This window comes from Micromonospora chalcea (assembly GCF_028768405.1).
In the GTDB taxonomy this organism is placed as follows: domain Bacteria; phylum Actinomycetota; class Actinomycetes; order Mycobacteriales; family Micromonosporaceae; genus Micromonospora; species Micromonospora chalcea.
Genome location: NZ_CP118233.1, coordinates 11,883 through 26,102 on the forward strand (window position 1 = coordinate 11,883; position 14,220 = coordinate 26,102).

The following is a 14,220-nucleotide window of genomic DNA, read 5'->3' on the forward strand; positions in this document are numbered from 1 at the left end:
TCAGCGAAGCTCCGAAAGCGTGCCCTCGCCGCGCGCAATCGAATTCTTTAAATCGTTCTTCAGGATCTTGCCGTTCTCGGTCACGGGCATCGATCCGACAGCGAACACGCGGCGCGGTATCTGCTTCGGTGGCAGACGCTCGAGCAGGTGCACGCGAATGTCGTCCAGGCTCGTCCGGCCCGGCCGGAGCACCACGACCGCGGCGACGTACTCACCCAGCCGGGGATGCGGGAGTCCGAGCACGGCCGCGACCTCGACCATCGGGTGCGAGAGGAGGGCGATCTCGACCGGGCGTGCCGAGAGCTTCTCCCCGCCGACGTTGAGGACGTCAGAGACGCGGTCGCTCAGATGCAGGTTGCCCTCCTCGTCGAGATGACCGATGTCTCCGGTCGCCGTCCAGCCGTCCGGAAGGAAGGTTTTCGAGGGCACTGAGTCGTGCAGGTAGGAGCGGCGTCCGCGGAACCGCGGACAGGACATCTCCACGCGGCCGTGGACGCCCGGGCCGACGACGAGCCCCGTCTCCAGGCTCCTGATGCGGATCCGGGTGCCTCGTGCCGGTCTCCCGACGACATCGGGATCCGCGCCCGCTGACGGCATCTCCACCATCGCGGGCCAAGCCTCGGTGGTTCCGTACGCGTTGACCACCCGAACGGACGGCAGCATCCGGCGGATTCGTTCCACATGAGCCGGATTCAGCGGCGCCGAACCGCAGTGGATTACCTCCAGAGACGCGAGCATCTCACGTTGCGACGAGGTGAGCGTCGTGAGATGTGCCAGCATGGCAGGCGTCAGGAACAACAGGGTGACCTGACAGTCGGCGACCGCCTTGCACACGTCATTGGTGTTGAACTCCGGCAGCGCCGCGACCGCCCTGGTGATGGGATGCGTGAGCCCGGGCCCGTCGATGCCCTGGAACGGGGCGTACAACATCATGAGCGCGGCCGCCGTACCGATCGGGAAGGCGTGCAGGATCGGTGGGCCGATGCCGCCGTGAGCGGACGGCGGGCGGGCGTAGACCTCCGTGAAGAGCGCGTGCGGCGTCACGACCGCCTTGGGCAGGCCGGTCGTGCCGGACGTGTAGAGAATGTCGGCCGTCTGCTCGGGGCGGGTCGTCGCCGGCGGGGGAACCCGGTCCCCACAGCGCGGAGGCTCGACCGGAAGAACCTGATACGGATCGCCGCCCGGGCCGTTCCCCACCGGCGACGGGTCCGCAGCGATCCATGCGGAGATGCCGGCGTCCTGGGTGATGAAGTCGCGGACGGACGCCGGAGCTCCCGCCGAGACGGTGACAGTGACCGCGCCCAGCCGTTGCACCGCGAAGTAGGCGACGCACAGATCGATCCAGTGCCTGCGGTCGAACAGCAGACCGACACGCATGCCACTGGTGATCCCTGCCTCGGAAAGGCGCGCGGCCAGCGCCACCGAGTCGTGCAACCACTCCGCGAAGGTGAGACCACGCACGAACGGTTCGACCAGCGCGAGGCGGTCGGGAACCTCCCCGGCTACGCGCTCGAGCAGCCCGAACGTCCCCGTGCAACGGTCCGTCGCGCCGCCTGCCCCTCTCGTCGTCACGGTGCCACCCGGGTCGCGACGTATCGGTGGTCGACGCCCACCTCGTCCGCGACGTAGGCAGCCGCGAGGTGATGGACGAACGGCTGGAGGCCGAGCGCTGACAGAAGAGCGGGGTCGGTGAAGCCCGTGCGGGTGGTCGAGCTGACGCCCTTCGCGCGAAGAGCGCGAGCGACTTCCGCGCTCAGCCGTCCGCCGTCGACGAGGAAGCCGCGGAACGCCTTTTCGTGGCGATAGCGTCTCCGGTAGGCGGCGAGATCGCCGAAGACCCCGATGGCGAGGGGAGCCAGGACGTCAAGTCGCGGATCCGCCGCGGCGTCCATGGACGCCAGGCGGACTCCTGAACCGTACGAGGCGGGGTCGGCCACAGTGACCAGGACGCGACCGTCCACGCGCGACACGATCAGTAGCCCGTGGGCCGCTCCGTAGCTGTAGAGCAGCTCGGCCGGGTGCACCGCCTCGCGCAACCGCCGGCGATTGGCGCGCACCCGGGTGAGAGCGGTCCAGACCACCGCCGCCCACGGTTCGGGAATCTGCTCCCGGCGACCCTCGGGGACCGCCGGCTCGCGCAGGGCATCGAGGTCGTCTTGCGAGAACAGCCGCAGCGCCGATGCCCGGAGGCCACCAGTCGAATCCGCTCCGTCGCGAAAATGATCGATTCCGCTCCAGGCGTGGTAGCGGCGCACCGGCCCCCACGACGTGCCGTCGGCACCTTCGCGTTCGACCAGGAGACCGAGGCGGATCAACTGCTGTACGGCCGGGTCATCGAACTCCTCGGCGACGACCTGGTGCAGAAGCCGCTCGACGCGGCCCGCGCCCAGGCGCCACGACCGGCCCAGCGCCGGTGCGCTGATCCGGATGGTGTCGGAGCCCTCGTTCTCCATGGTCGTTCCCGCAGCCCACGTGTACGCGGCTCCCATGTCACAGCCCTGCCCAGCAGACAGCACCGACAGCCAACTGTCTGCCGGAGTCCAGCCCGACGACGTCATGGAATCCGGCGAGCACCGCATAGTTGCCGCGCGTCGCCCATCCCAGGTCCGAGCCGTACCCTTCGAGCTCGCCTATCGCGAGTCCTCCGATCCAGAGTTGCTCCATGTACTCGTCGGCAGCGTCCCGCTCGGCGTCGACGGACACTGATACGACTACCGATGCGCCGACGTCGAACTCCGCCCGGCCGTACGCGACCGGAAGAAGGGAGGACAACTCCTCGCCGAGGTCGTGCCGGCTTCTCGGGATCAGCAGGGTCCCGTCCGGGCTGTACCACCCGGGACCCAGTTCGCCGGCGTCGACAACCGCGACGTGGAACCCGACCCCCTTCGCCGCATACCGCCGGCGGCACCGACCCACCGCGCCGAAGAGTTCTGCGGGCGACAGACGTGCCCCGCTCACGACGGGCGGGTAGTGCTCGACCACCGCTCCCATGTTCGACGGGTCGGGAAGCGCCTCGGGCATCGACAGCGTGCGCGGCGACGAGCCGTTCCTCATCGCGTCGCTGACGAGGTCGAAGGCGGCGCCCCATCCGTGCTGCTGCCACGGTGCCCGATCACTGCCGGACGTGGGATATGACCGCCACCCACCCGACTCGAAGACGACGACGGCCTGATCGGTCGGCAGCACCGGCGGGCCTCCGCCATGCCGCGACGCGCCAGGCACCCCGCCGCGGGTGAACGGCGCGTCGGCGATCTGGCGCTCCTCGACGACCGGGGGCACCGGTTCCGCCGGAGTTCCTGGACTAGACAAACGGATGGTCATTGTTCACCCCGCCACCCGAGCGACGGAGGAACGCCTCTACCTCGGAAGGGAAGCGCGGAGCGTAAAGCAGCGGGAACGGATTGATCTGGAGATGGAGCAGGGCAGGGACCACCGCGCGAGCGACCACGGCGCCGGCGGCCCATGCCGGGGTGATGTCGCTGTACGCCCAGCGGAACCCCTCTGCGGAGATGGCATCGCCGATCTCGGTCCAGGTACGTCCGCCCGAGGTCGTGCCCTGGGCTTCGGCCACCTGGTCGACGAAGTAGTCGCCCAGGTGGGCGCGCCCGTGCCTCGCCCACCACAGCGCCCGGGTGTTGATGCCCACCGGCCGCTCCTCGGGGTCTCCCCGGCGGTGCAGACGCCAGCCGAGGTGAAAGATGTGCACCGCTTCGATCGCCGCTGAGCGGATCGCATCCGCCGCGTCCGCATGGGCGGCCGACCCGAAGGCCACCTCCGGCAGTCCGTCGCGGGTGCCGACGATGGCGGCCAGCGCGACCTGCAATCCGAAATGGCTGCCGGGCAGCAGCCCGACGACCACGTCAGCCGCACCGCCGAGAATTTCCGCGATGTCGTGAACGGAGTACCGGTCGTCGCCGGGACGGACTCGGGCCGCGCGGCGCCCGGAGTAGACGGCCGCCGCAACGGCGTGCCGTTCCACGACCTCAGTGAGCGCGCGGGTGAGGGCCGTGTCCCAGTCGACCCCGCACGCGGCGCCGATCGAGGTCATCGGTTTGACGCGGGTCGGATCCGAGTCGTGGACCCGCATCCGCTCGACGTCGGCGGGTACGAACACCTCGCCGTCCGGAGACTGCATCGTCACCCAGGTGTTCTGGGAGTGCGCGTTCCATGCGAACGGGCGGAGCAGCGGCTCTTGCGAGCACTGTTCCGGGCTGAAGGTCGCCCGGTCGTCGAGACGGATGGCCTTCGAGCCGAGCTCGTTCGCGGACGCACGCACAGGTGCGAGGGCTGGCTCGTGCAGCGCGGCGCGCTCGACAGCCTCACCCAGTGCTCTCTCATCCGCCCGTGCGGGGTCAAGATCCCACGCTACGCCGAGCACGTCGTCGTCCGCCTCGACGACAGAGCCGAAGAGCCCGTCGAAAGGGCTCGTGAATCGGACGCATTTCCAATCATCGCGGACGACCGCAGCGGTGAGTGCCATTTTTTGTGGGTCAGCCTTTCCTGCTGGTCTTCCGACCGAAGGTGATGGTGTAGACCGGTGCCTCGTCATCCGAGAGCCCGAGCAACTCCGCCAGCACGTTGTCGTTTGTCGCCGGGGTGATCAGCGCGCCGCAGTCGTACGACTCCGCCGCGATGATGAATTTCTGCGCGACTCGACCTACCTCGACGTACAGTTCGCGCAAGGCCCTCTCGTAGGGGAACATTTCCTGGCGGCGGGGGAAGTCGACGATTAGCACGATCGTGGCACTTGCCGTCATGGGCGCCTGCATGCCGCACATCAGATCGGCCATCTCCTGGCGGAAGCTGCCGGACGTCAGCTGATCGGCTCGCTCGCCGGCGAGGTCGAGAGCCCAGATGCCCGAATCGACGCCGTTGATCGCGTACACGACGGCGGCCATACGCACGCCCGCCAGCGAGCCGGACGGCTCGAAGGGTGCCATGAGCGCGGAGAAGCAGCGGAAGATGGCGGCGACGGTCTCCCGCGACAACGGCTCCGGCTCGAACTGGCGGGCCGTGCGTCGTCGTACCAGCAGTTCACCGACGCTGACCCCGCCGGTGCCGGCCGTAGTGCCTTCTTCTGCCCAGTTCCACTGCGGCGTCGACGTCGCTGGACGCGTCGGCTGAGCCTGACTGCCGCGGGCCGGATACCGGGCCTCCCGCCTGCTGTCCGAGATCTGCTCGGACCAGTTGAAGTAGTCGAGGCTCGGACGCCACCCGTTCGTGACCCAATCGGTCGAGATCGAATCGAGGTCGTCCGACGGAGACAGTTCGCGGGCCCCGACCCCGGGGGCGTCCGACACGAGTTTCCGGGCGAGTTCGGCGGCGTCGAAGCGGACCGACTGCGCCGACTGGGAGTCTTCGAGAACGGCGGCGTCACGGTCGGGTCGGATGACGAGGAGTGGCGACCATGTCGTGGACATCAATCCCGGCTTTCTGCAGGCTGATCGGCTGCGTGTACGAGAGTCGCTGCGATTGTCGCCTCGACGCGGTGGTCGGTGCCGAGCGCGTCCGCGACCTTTTTGCCGTCGAGGTGCTGGGCATGCCGGACCGCCCAACCGTTCGCGCGGCTCAGGTACTCGGCAGTACCCATGAGGTGGCCCACATCCATGTGCACCGTCCGGAAGGTCCTTGGTTCCCGGTAGCGGTAGCGGTTCCGGGCGAAATAGGAGTTGAAGAATATGAGTGCGTAGGGGCGGTTGTCGTCGGCGATACCCGACAGGTCCGCCAGGTCGCGTGACGAGGCGTCGAGGTGATCCATGCGGTCCAGCGCGCCGTCGACGGTCGCGACTTGGTAGACACCGTCGTCGATCCCGTCGACGGCATGCGTGACGACGGAGAACTCCGTCGGATGACGACTACCGCCGGAAGGGCTCGTCTTCCGCAGCAGGTTGGCCGATTCCGCGAACGGCATCCTGGCCTGACGAATCGGTCGGGTCAGCAGGGAGAGCAGCGACGCAAGGCGGTCGTAGTCCAGCGGCTGCGCCGCTACCGCAAGGTTCGTCGCCGCCGAAGCGGTCGCGGGGAACAACTCCGGGGCGGGGTCCGGCAGTGCGTACACCTTCTCCTGGTCGTGCAGCCGGGGCCGGGCCCGATCGACGTCGGGCTGCTGCGCGTTGTACGCGACCATCCGGCGTACGTCCTCCGCGGAGTTGCCGTCAGCCTCGTAGAACTCGAAGGGGTATCCGTAAGTACGCGCGTGATAGCGGGAGGCGGCCCGCCATCCATTCTCGGCCCACGACTCCAGCCACCGCCGCGTCTTGATCGCCTCGGCGTCGTCATCGCGCACCAGGTACTCGTGGGCGACCAGCCACTCGGCGATCAGCTCGGCCCTGCGCACGGAGCCGATCGCCGCCATGATCGGCTCCGACAGGGAATAGATGGTTCCCGGAGCGAAGGCGGCAACGAGCAGACCCGCAGCCGACGCGGGAACCTTGTGTCCGTTCAACCTGTCGTCTCGGCTGATGAGCCACAGGTCACTGGCCGCCGGCTCGATGCGCACAAGAGGGTGCGCGCGATACGTTGCGGAACGGGCGTCGGTGCCGTTTTCTGCGGCAGCCTCAGCTAGCGTCTCCAAAGCAGGGTCCTATCTCTTGTACGCTCCGACCGGGTGACTTTCTGGACAACCTGAATGATTGACATCCTGTCGGCGTTCCCGGATACGGCTGCCCGATGACAGGAAAGCGCGTGCTAACCGGCCGAAAGACGGCCGGTTAGCACGCGACAGTTGGATCACAGGGACGTGAAGCCGCCGGTGCAGCCGCCCTGGATGAGGGCCGTCGAGAAGAGGTCGACCTCCTCGAAGAGACCCTCGATGTTGTCGATGGACGATTCCTCGGCGGTCTCGTTGAGGGAGACCTCTGCGTTTTGCGCGGACATTTCCTGCGCGGTGGTTGTCATCATGCAAAAAGCATTACAGGGCTATTTAACTATGTCAATGAGTGCAGCTGCGGCGGGCGCAGTCCTGGCGCTTCCGGACATATTTGCGCCTCGACGTCGACGCGACGAGCGAGCGTCCGGCCACCGCCCGGCGCCGGGCGGTGGCCGAAGAAGTGCCAAGGCTGAGGTGCGGTGGGGCGGACGATCGCGGCGTGTGGACGGTCGGCGGGTTTGGCCGCTCAACCCACCTCGGTCTGGACGCGGATCGCCGCTCGCGCGGAGAGTTGCTCCCACTGCTGCGACAGTCCGCGACTGAGGCGGGCCACCAGCGGGAGGCAGTGCGGTGGAAGAGCGTTGATGATGTCGTGGTCGGAGACGAGGCTGAGTTGTTGATGCAGCATGCGCAGCAGGGTGCGCCCGGCCTCGGTGTAGCGCACGGACGGATCCTTGGCGAGGTTCTCCAGCGCCAACGCGGTGACGTCCCGGCTCGGCTCGGGCGCGCCGGGCGCCTCCTTGACCGCGGACAGTGCCCGTGCCGGCGACGGTGAACCCGCCGCACCTTCGTTCTGTTTGCGGCGTATGGTGCGGACCGTGTTCGGTGAGACGCCGGCCAACCGGGCGATTTCCCGCAGCGAAGCATCAGGTCGTTCGGCCAGGAGCGCGACGACAGCTTTCCGGCCGGCGTCGGCGTCTGTCGGCCGGACCCGTCCGTCCCGGCCGGTCCGCTCGGCCGGCATCGGCTGGCTGCTGCGCTGCCTCAATGTGCTGATCGTCTTGGCCGACAGCCCGGTGGCGCGGCCGAGTGACCGGTCCGACCAATGCGCGAACATCTCCAGCAGACGTTCGGCCGCCGCCCGGCGGTCGGCCAGGGTCAGCGGCAGGCCGTGCTTGATGTTGCTCGTGACGCTGCGCAGGAAGGCCATCTGGTCGTCGTCGTCGAGCATCAGCGCGTGAATCGAGTCCGCACCACGGAGCAGTGCCGCCTGCAGACGATGCATCCCGTCGATGACGCGCATGGTGCTGCGCTGCACCAGGATCGGCGGGTGCTGGAGTTCGGACTGGGCCAACAGCTGTACGTGCGTCTCGTCGACCCCGTGCCGGCGGGGGCCCTGACCGGGCAGGAGCGACCGGATCGGTACCGATACGGCCTCCTGCTGGCTTCCTTCGGTCCAGCTCTCCACAACCTGCAGCGGATCGTTGGCGTCGATCAACCTGTCCTCCCCGTGAACAGCTGCTGATGCCTCGCTGACCGGCTCTTCGTGGGCTCAGTCGTCGCCTCTCGTGAGTGGAACCGGTCCGATAAATCAGAGAACAACTTGTCGGAAATTTCGGGCTCCGGTGATGCTGCTGGTAATGGGCCGATCCTGATTGCTCTGGCGGCCCGCGGCATGTGCAACTGTAGCTTCTGACCGCTTGCACAGGTGCCCCGTGGCACCCGGAAATTTCTCGGATTCAATGCGTCGACGCTCTTTTCCCTGCTTGGCGGTCGGTCTCGCTGTGGTGTAGGGCAGGGGGTCACCTACGCGGTCGCGGGTGGCATGCCGTGCGACCCGGTGTCGCGTGCGCAGCTGCGGAACCGCATCACTGCCGCGCCGGGATTCTCGGTGCCTTTCCGTAACTTCCGGGAGTGAGAGGGCCATGGCGACCTGGGCGCCGCCTACCGGTTCGAGAGCGACTGCGGCCTGCTGTCCTCGCGTGCCCGGGCACCCGGGCCGCGAGGCGGTCCACGTCGCCGATCAGTCCTGTACATCCCCTGCCCTCGAGACGAACCGGTGCGGGCGCATGCCGATCCGGCAGCCACGAAGCGCCTCGACGACAACGGTGTCGGAAGGAGCGCTGGTCTCGCGGCCGCTCCGAGGACTGGCCACCATCGCCACCAGGGAAGCCTCACCACCGGGAGTCTCAACCGCAAGTCGTAGGGTCATGCCCGGAAGCGCCGCATGCAGGCGTGCCGCCGTGGTGGGTAGGTGGATCCAGCTGTGGTCGATCTTGACCCAGTCGTCCGTCGCGCGGAACGACACGACGCCGGTCTCCGCGACGAGAGCGTCCGCGCTGAGCTCCGGTCGCAGGACCGCGGTGACGAGAATCGACTCGAACGCACGCAACCACTGCTCCGCCTCGGCGGGAGCGACATAGGCGGTGTCGACGAGCATCAGCACTTCGAGTATGTCGTCGCGGCGGTCCAGGTAGCAGAAGAGGGTGCTCGTGCTGCACTGGTCGCCGCCCAGCCACCGGACGGAGGTCCTGGCCGCTTCCTCCCGTATCCGCGCGGCGTTCGGTGCCTCCGCGGGGAGCGGCACGAACAGTCGGCTGTTGAGCCAGTAGGAGAGATCCAGCGGGAAGCCGCGTCGCTTCTCGACGCGCTCGCGCACCTCCATCAGGCCTCGGTGCGGGAAGCGCCCGGTCAGTGTCGCGTGGTGGATGGCGCCGGCGGATCGCCGCAGCAGTGCGTCGAAGTCGGCGTCGTCGATCGCCACGCAGGTGGGAACGTCCTGGGTGAGGCAACCCACCACGGCAGCCGTGTCCCGACCGGCCCGGTTGCTGACGCACACCTGGAGGTGAGCCCGGCTCAGCCCGCTGACGTGGGCCAGCACGAGGGAGAGGGCCGCGTGGCCGACCGCCGTCTCGCTGACCCCGTGCCGCTTGGCCAGGTGACTCAGGCACCACGCGCCGGCTGACGTCTGCATCACCACGTACCGATAGCGGGGATGCAACGGCTCGACCGGGAGCCGGGGCAGCATGCTCTGAGGCATGCGTGCAAGGCTCCGTTCGTGCCGGAGCAGCGCACGGGCCCCTTCCCGCCGGCCGGCCTCACTGCTCTCCCAGTGGCTGACATCGACGGGGTGGATCGCCGACGGCTCGCCGTCGGAGAAGTCAGCCTGGAGGACGTGGCGGAGGTGCCAGGTCATCCAGTGAGCGCCGAGGTAGTCCGACGCGAGATGGTTGATGGCCAGCAGGACGAAGGCCGGGCCACTCCGATCGGTCAGGATGCCCACGCGAACGGGGAGGTCGTCGGCCCCGAACGGGGTGCCCGCCAGCTCGGCTGCCGATTCGAGAGCCGATGTGAAGGTGGCTGTCACGGCGGTGATCACCGCGACGTGCAGGACTCCCTCGGTTGTGACCCTTTGCTGTGCGGAGGGCGCGTCCGGCTCGAACAGGGTTCGCGCGGACTCGCAGGCCTCGACCATTCCTCTGATGGCGGACGCGACCTCGTCGGCTTTCAGACCCGGCTTGATCCGGTGAGCGAACTTGAGGTTGAGTGAGGCGTTGTTCGGCTGGAGATCCGCCATCAGTTGCGCCATCCTCTGCTGTCCCCAGGTCAGATCGGCGGTTCGCCCGGACGGCGCACGAAAACGAATTTCCAATTTTTCTCCGTCCCGCAGTGACATCTTCTCCGTTGAACAGGACACCGAAAACAATTCGATTCAGAGAGAGGCTTGCGTCGAAGGCTATCGCTGGCATCCGTGCGGGGCAAGGTGGTTGGCGCGGCGATGGAAATGGTGCATGCTCGTCCGGTGACATTGATCCAAGTCGCAGGACTGCGTAAGGTCTTCCGCAAGCCGGAGAAGGCGCCGGGGCTACGCGGTTCCCTCCGGCACCTGCTCCAGCGTAGATTCTCCGAGCACGTCGCTGTGGACGGCATCGATCTGTCTGTGGCACAGGGCGAGGCAGTGGCCTACGTCGGTCCGAACGGCGCCGGCAAGTCCACCACGGTGAAGATGCTTTCCGGGATCCTGGTCCCGACCGCTGGACAGGTCCTCGTCGACGGCTTGGTGCCGTACCGGGCGAGGGTGGAGAACGCGCGACGCGTCGGCGTCGTCTTCGGGCAGCGAACGCAGCTGTGGTGGGACCTGCCCGTACGTGACTCGCTCGAACTGCTGCGGGACATGCACGGTCTGGGCGCCGCGCGGTACCGGGAGACACTGGCCCGCCTCGACGACGTCCTCGGCTTGGCCGACCTTCTCCCGGTGGTCGCCCGTAAGTTGTCGCTGGGGCAACGCATGCGGGCCGACCTCGCCGCGGCGCTGCTCCACGAACCGCGGATCGTCTACCTGGACGAGCCGACGATCGGCTTGGACATCGCGGTGAAGGACCGGGTGCGTTCCTTCGTGCGTCGGCTGGTGGCGGACGGGACGACGGTCATGCTCACCACCCACGACCTCGCCGACATCGAGGACATCTGCCGGCGCATCGTGATCATCGACGCGGGACGTGTGGTGTACGACGGTGACCTGCAGTCGGTGAAGGACACCCATGTCCGCGAGCGATCGATGTCCTTCGAGCTGGCCGCCGGCTTGCCGGGCGTCGATCGGATCGCCGCGCGACTGCCGGGCGCTCAGGTCCGCGCGGGGTCGGACGACCGCGAGCTCACGGTCACCTTCGACCGGATGACGCTCGGCGCGCGAGAGGTGCTGGCGGCAGTGCTCGCCGAGGCGGAGATCGTCGACATGCACATCGACGAGCCGGCCATCGAGACGGTCGTCCGGAAGGTGTACGCGGGGCAGTTGCGGCCCGAGCCCGGCGGCGGGGTCGATCGGGAGACCGTGTCATGACATTCGTGACCGCCGGTGCGGTGCCGTTGCCGGCTGATACCCGATCACGCCGGATACGTGCCTATCGGAGCATGGCCCGGATGGCGCTGAAGAGCCTTCTCGCCTATCAGACGAGCTTCCTCTTCGGCATGCTGGCCTCGGCGTTCGGCGTCCTGTCCATGCTGTACCTGTGGCGCTCGGCACTCGCCGCCGGCCCTCGGCAAGGATTCGACTGGCCGCAGATGAAGGCGTACCTGCTGGTGGCGTTCGTCGTCGGTTCGCTGGTGTCCAGCTATACCGACTATCGAATGGCCAACCGCATCCAGCAGGGCGACGTGGCCATGGACCTGGTTCGGCCGGTCGACTACCAGTGGTCGCGCCTGGCCGAGAGCGTCGGGTTCGCCGTCTACGAAGCCGGCACGGCGATCGTGGTCGTCCTGGCAGCCGCCGCGATCTTCGGCGGCATGTCGCCGCCGGACCGGGACACCTTGCCGCTGTTCATCCTGTCCGCCTTGCTGGTGCTGCCCCTGCGGTTCGGAATCGTGTACCTGAGCGGTCTGCTCGTCTTCTGGACACAGAACTACGTGGGTGTGCAGGCCGCCCGGATCGCCCTGATCACGCTGTTCTCCGGGGCACTCGTACCGCTGGCCTTCCTGCCCGAGTGGATGCGGGTCATCGCCACGTACCTGCCGTTTGTCGGAATGGCGTCGACCCCGGCGCTGCTCTACACCGGCTCACTGGACGGCAGCGACGCGACGACCGCCGTGCTGGTGCAGGCGGCCTGGGCGGTCGCGCTGTGGTGGCTGGCGCGGTTGATGTGGTCGGCCGCCGCTCGGAAGCTGACGGTCCATGGTGGCTGAAGCACGACGAGCGCTGTGGCTCTACCGCCGTCTGCTCGGTGCCCAGGTGCGCGCCACTCTCCAGTACGAGGCCGACTTCTGGATCATGAGCCTGTCGGCAGTTCTCGTGCAGGCCGTCGGCGTGGTCTTCCTGTGGGCGATCTTCCGGAGCATCCCGGAGATCAACGGCTGGCAGTTCTGGGAAGTCGTGCTCATCTACGCGCTGGTGGTCGTCGCGGAAGGGCTGAGCGTGCTGGTCGCGCAGGGAGCCTGGACCCTCGCGGTGACTGTCAACTTCGGACAGCTGGACGCGATGCTGTTGCGGCCCTATCCACCGGTCCTCCAGGTGCTCAGCTCCGCGGTGGGAATGAACGGACTGGGCAATCTCGTCCTCGGCACCGGTCTGCTGATCGCCGCGGTGCGGCACGTCGACGTCAGTTGGAACGTCGGTCGCGTCGCGCTCGGGCTGCTGCTCGTGGTTGCGGCGGCCGGTGTGAAGATCGGGCTCAACCTCCTCACGAACTGCGCCGCCTTCTGGTTGCGTTCCCCGTACTCCATGTTCGCGTTCTCCATGCACAGCTTCGGGGAACTGGCTCGTTTTCCGGTCACCATCTACGGCCTTGAGGTCCGGATCACCCTTACCGTCGTCCTGCCCTATGCGTTCATGAGCTTCTTCCCCGCCGCGGCTGTCCTCGCGCACGGGCCGGCTCGTTGGCTGGGGCTGCTGACGCCGGTCGTCGCCATCTACTGCCTGTGGATCGGGACGACCGTCTTCCGGTACGGGCTCTCACGATATGAAAGCTCCGGTCACTGATGTGCGAACACATCGGCCGCCACGCCGATTCCGTCGTCCAGTCTCTCGGAGCCCTCGGATGAGTCTCCTCGGAGGGCTGCGGGACGTCGTGCCGACTCCACCCGAGCACCGGGTGTGGATCAGCAGGGCCGAGGCGCTGGACACCTTGCGGTGTACGCCCGAGGAACTGGCGCAACTGGTTGCCGCCGGCCTCGTGGAGGAGGACGGCCGACACGACTACTGCGACGTGTGGAACGTTGGCCTGCTCAGCGGCACCGGACGCAGCAGTCCGGAGCGGATCATGATCTTCTTCGCGAGGATGCTGAAGTCGTACGGCGCGGACTGGGTCTCCGCGCGGGCCTACGAGATCGTCGGCTGGGCCCAGTGTCCCCGCGCGGAGCACTGCCCGTCGTCCGAGTGGAGCGCGCCTGTCCTACCGGACGTGCAGTGGCAGCATGAAGAGATCCAGGCCGGCAGGGCGGAGTGGCGCGGCAGGGTCGAACTGACCGGGAACACCGCCACGGTGCGAGACCCGAGGGTGCGGGAGGTCTGGGACGACCTGCTGCGGCGGTACCGCTTCCACTTCACACCCGTGACCCTGTCCTCCGATGTCGCCGGCACCAGGCACCGGGGCGTCGGCGACTGCGACTCGCTGTGCCAGGTACTGATGTCTGAACTGCTGGACCGTGGTGTGGCGGCCGAGCAGGAATCGGGTTACATCTTCGGAGGCGCACGCCTGGGCCTGCATTCCTGGGTACGGCTCGTGGACACCGACGGGGAGATCAAGATTCTCGACCCGGCCATGGCCCTGTTGTCCGACCTCTTCTTCACGCCCGAGTACAAGGCGTTCTGCTGCGGGTCCGGCAGTAACCGGGTGCTACGTCGCGCGAGTCGCGAGGGCATGTTCGCGGCTCATCCGTGCGTCACCGAAGACGGCAGGATCTTCTACGAGTTCACGCTCCGGTCGATCCGCCCCGGTCGGGCGCCGGGCCCGCGGTGCAGTGAGGGAGCAGGATGAACGGTCCTGAGGTGGAAGTCGCAGACCATGACGGGACGCGCGGCCGAGCGGGGGCCGCTGCCGTCGGTCGTCCGGTCGTCATCGACGGCCGGTCTCCGCCGCTCACCTCGCACGACCTGCACGCTGACGTTCTCGGCCTGCGACGTCGCGTACCCCGAGGTG

The 14,220-nt window shown here is 67.9% G+C and carries 13 protein-coding genes; 4 read left to right on the forward strand and 9 right to left on the reverse strand.

Features of this window, described 5'->3' with window-relative positions:
• The 9 genes from PVK74_RS00065 to PVK74_RS00105 form a co-directional block, all read right to left on the reverse strand.
• On the reverse strand, window positions 1–1,572 hold the full coding sequence (locus tag PVK74_RS00065) for a class I adenylate-forming enzyme family protein (RefSeq protein ID WP_274477871.1): 1,572 nt from the start codon (window positions 1,570–1,572) through the stop codon (window positions 1–3).
• The gene (locus PVK74_RS00070) at window positions 1,569–2,453 is read right to left on the reverse strand and encodes a hypothetical protein (RefSeq protein WP_274477872.1); all 885 of its coding nucleotides are present in this window, start codon (window positions 2,451–2,453) and stop codon (window positions 1,569–1,571) included. The genes PVK74_RS00065 and PVK74_RS00070 overlap by 4 nt, the downstream gene beginning before the upstream one ends.
• Window positions 2,454–2,490: 37 nt before the next feature.
• The gene (locus PVK74_RS00075) at window positions 2,491–3,321 is read right to left on the reverse strand and encodes a hypothetical protein (protein WP_124778786.1); all 831 of its coding nucleotides are present in this window, start codon (window positions 3,319–3,321) and stop codon (window positions 2,491–2,493) included.
• Complete coding sequence (locus tag PVK74_RS00080) at window positions 3,302–4,480, reverse strand: YcaO-like family protein (RefSeq protein WP_043325328.1); 1,179 nt, start codon at window positions 4,478–4,480, stop codon at window positions 3,302–3,304. The genes PVK74_RS00075 and PVK74_RS00080 overlap by 20 nt, the downstream gene beginning before the upstream one ends.
• A gap of 10 nt (window positions 4,481–4,490) precedes the next feature.
• Window positions 4,491–5,420 (reverse strand): nitroreductase family protein, encoded by a 930-nt coding sequence (locus PVK74_RS00085; protein WP_274477873.1) that lies wholly within the window; start codon window positions 5,418–5,420, stop codon window positions 4,491–4,493.
• Window positions 5,420–6,574, reverse strand: a complete 1,155-nt coding sequence (locus PVK74_RS00090) for a nitroreductase family protein (RefSeq protein WP_124778785.1) — start codon at window positions 6,572–6,574, stop codon at window positions 5,420–5,422. The genes PVK74_RS00085 and PVK74_RS00090 overlap by 1 nt, the downstream gene beginning before the upstream one ends.
• Before the next feature lie 155 nt (window positions 6,575–6,729).
• Entirely contained in the window at window positions 6,730–6,900 is a 171-nt protein-coding gene (locus PVK74_RS00095; protein WP_157539106.1) for a hypothetical protein, read from the reverse strand.
• A 215-nt stretch (window positions 6,901–7,115) separates the two neighbouring features.
• Window positions 7,116–8,087, reverse strand: coding sequence for a ParB/RepB/Spo0J family partition protein (locus PVK74_RS00100; RefSeq protein ID WP_274477874.1), 972 nt, complete (start codon window positions 8,085–8,087; stop codon window positions 7,116–7,118).
• 525 nt (window positions 8,088–8,612) lie between these two features.
• Window positions 8,613–10,265 (reverse strand): condensation domain-containing protein, encoded by a 1,653-nt coding sequence (locus PVK74_RS00105; RefSeq protein WP_187692322.1) that lies wholly within the window; start codon window positions 10,263–10,265, stop codon window positions 8,613–8,615.
• A 75-nt stretch (window positions 10,266–10,340) separates the two neighbouring features.
• On the opposite strand from PVK74_RS00105, the gene PVK74_RS00110 reads away from it, so the two are divergent.
• From PVK74_RS00110 to PVK74_RS00125, 4 genes are all read left to right on the forward strand, one after another.
• Window positions 10,341–11,429, forward strand: coding sequence for an ABC transporter ATP-binding protein (locus tag PVK74_RS00110; protein WP_231915555.1), 1,089 nt, complete (start codon window positions 10,341–10,343; stop codon window positions 11,427–11,429).
• Window positions 11,430–11,434: 5 nt separating this feature from the next.
• A complete protein-coding gene (locus PVK74_RS00115) occupies window positions 11,435–12,268 on the forward strand; it encodes an ABC transporter permease (RefSeq protein WP_274477875.1) in 834 nt (277 codons plus the stop codon).
• Window positions 12,258–13,061 (forward strand): ABC transporter permease, encoded by an 804-nt coding sequence (locus PVK74_RS00120; protein WP_274477876.1) that lies wholly within the window; start codon window positions 12,258–12,260, stop codon window positions 13,059–13,061. The genes PVK74_RS00115 and PVK74_RS00120 overlap by 11 nt, the downstream gene beginning before the upstream one ends.
• Window positions 13,062–13,173: 112 nt before the next feature.
• Window positions 13,174–14,058 (forward strand): hypothetical protein, encoded by an 885-nt coding sequence (locus PVK74_RS00125; RefSeq protein ID WP_210885623.1) that lies wholly within the window; start codon window positions 13,174–13,176, stop codon window positions 14,056–14,058.
• Window positions 14,059–14,220 lie beyond the last annotated feature (162 nt).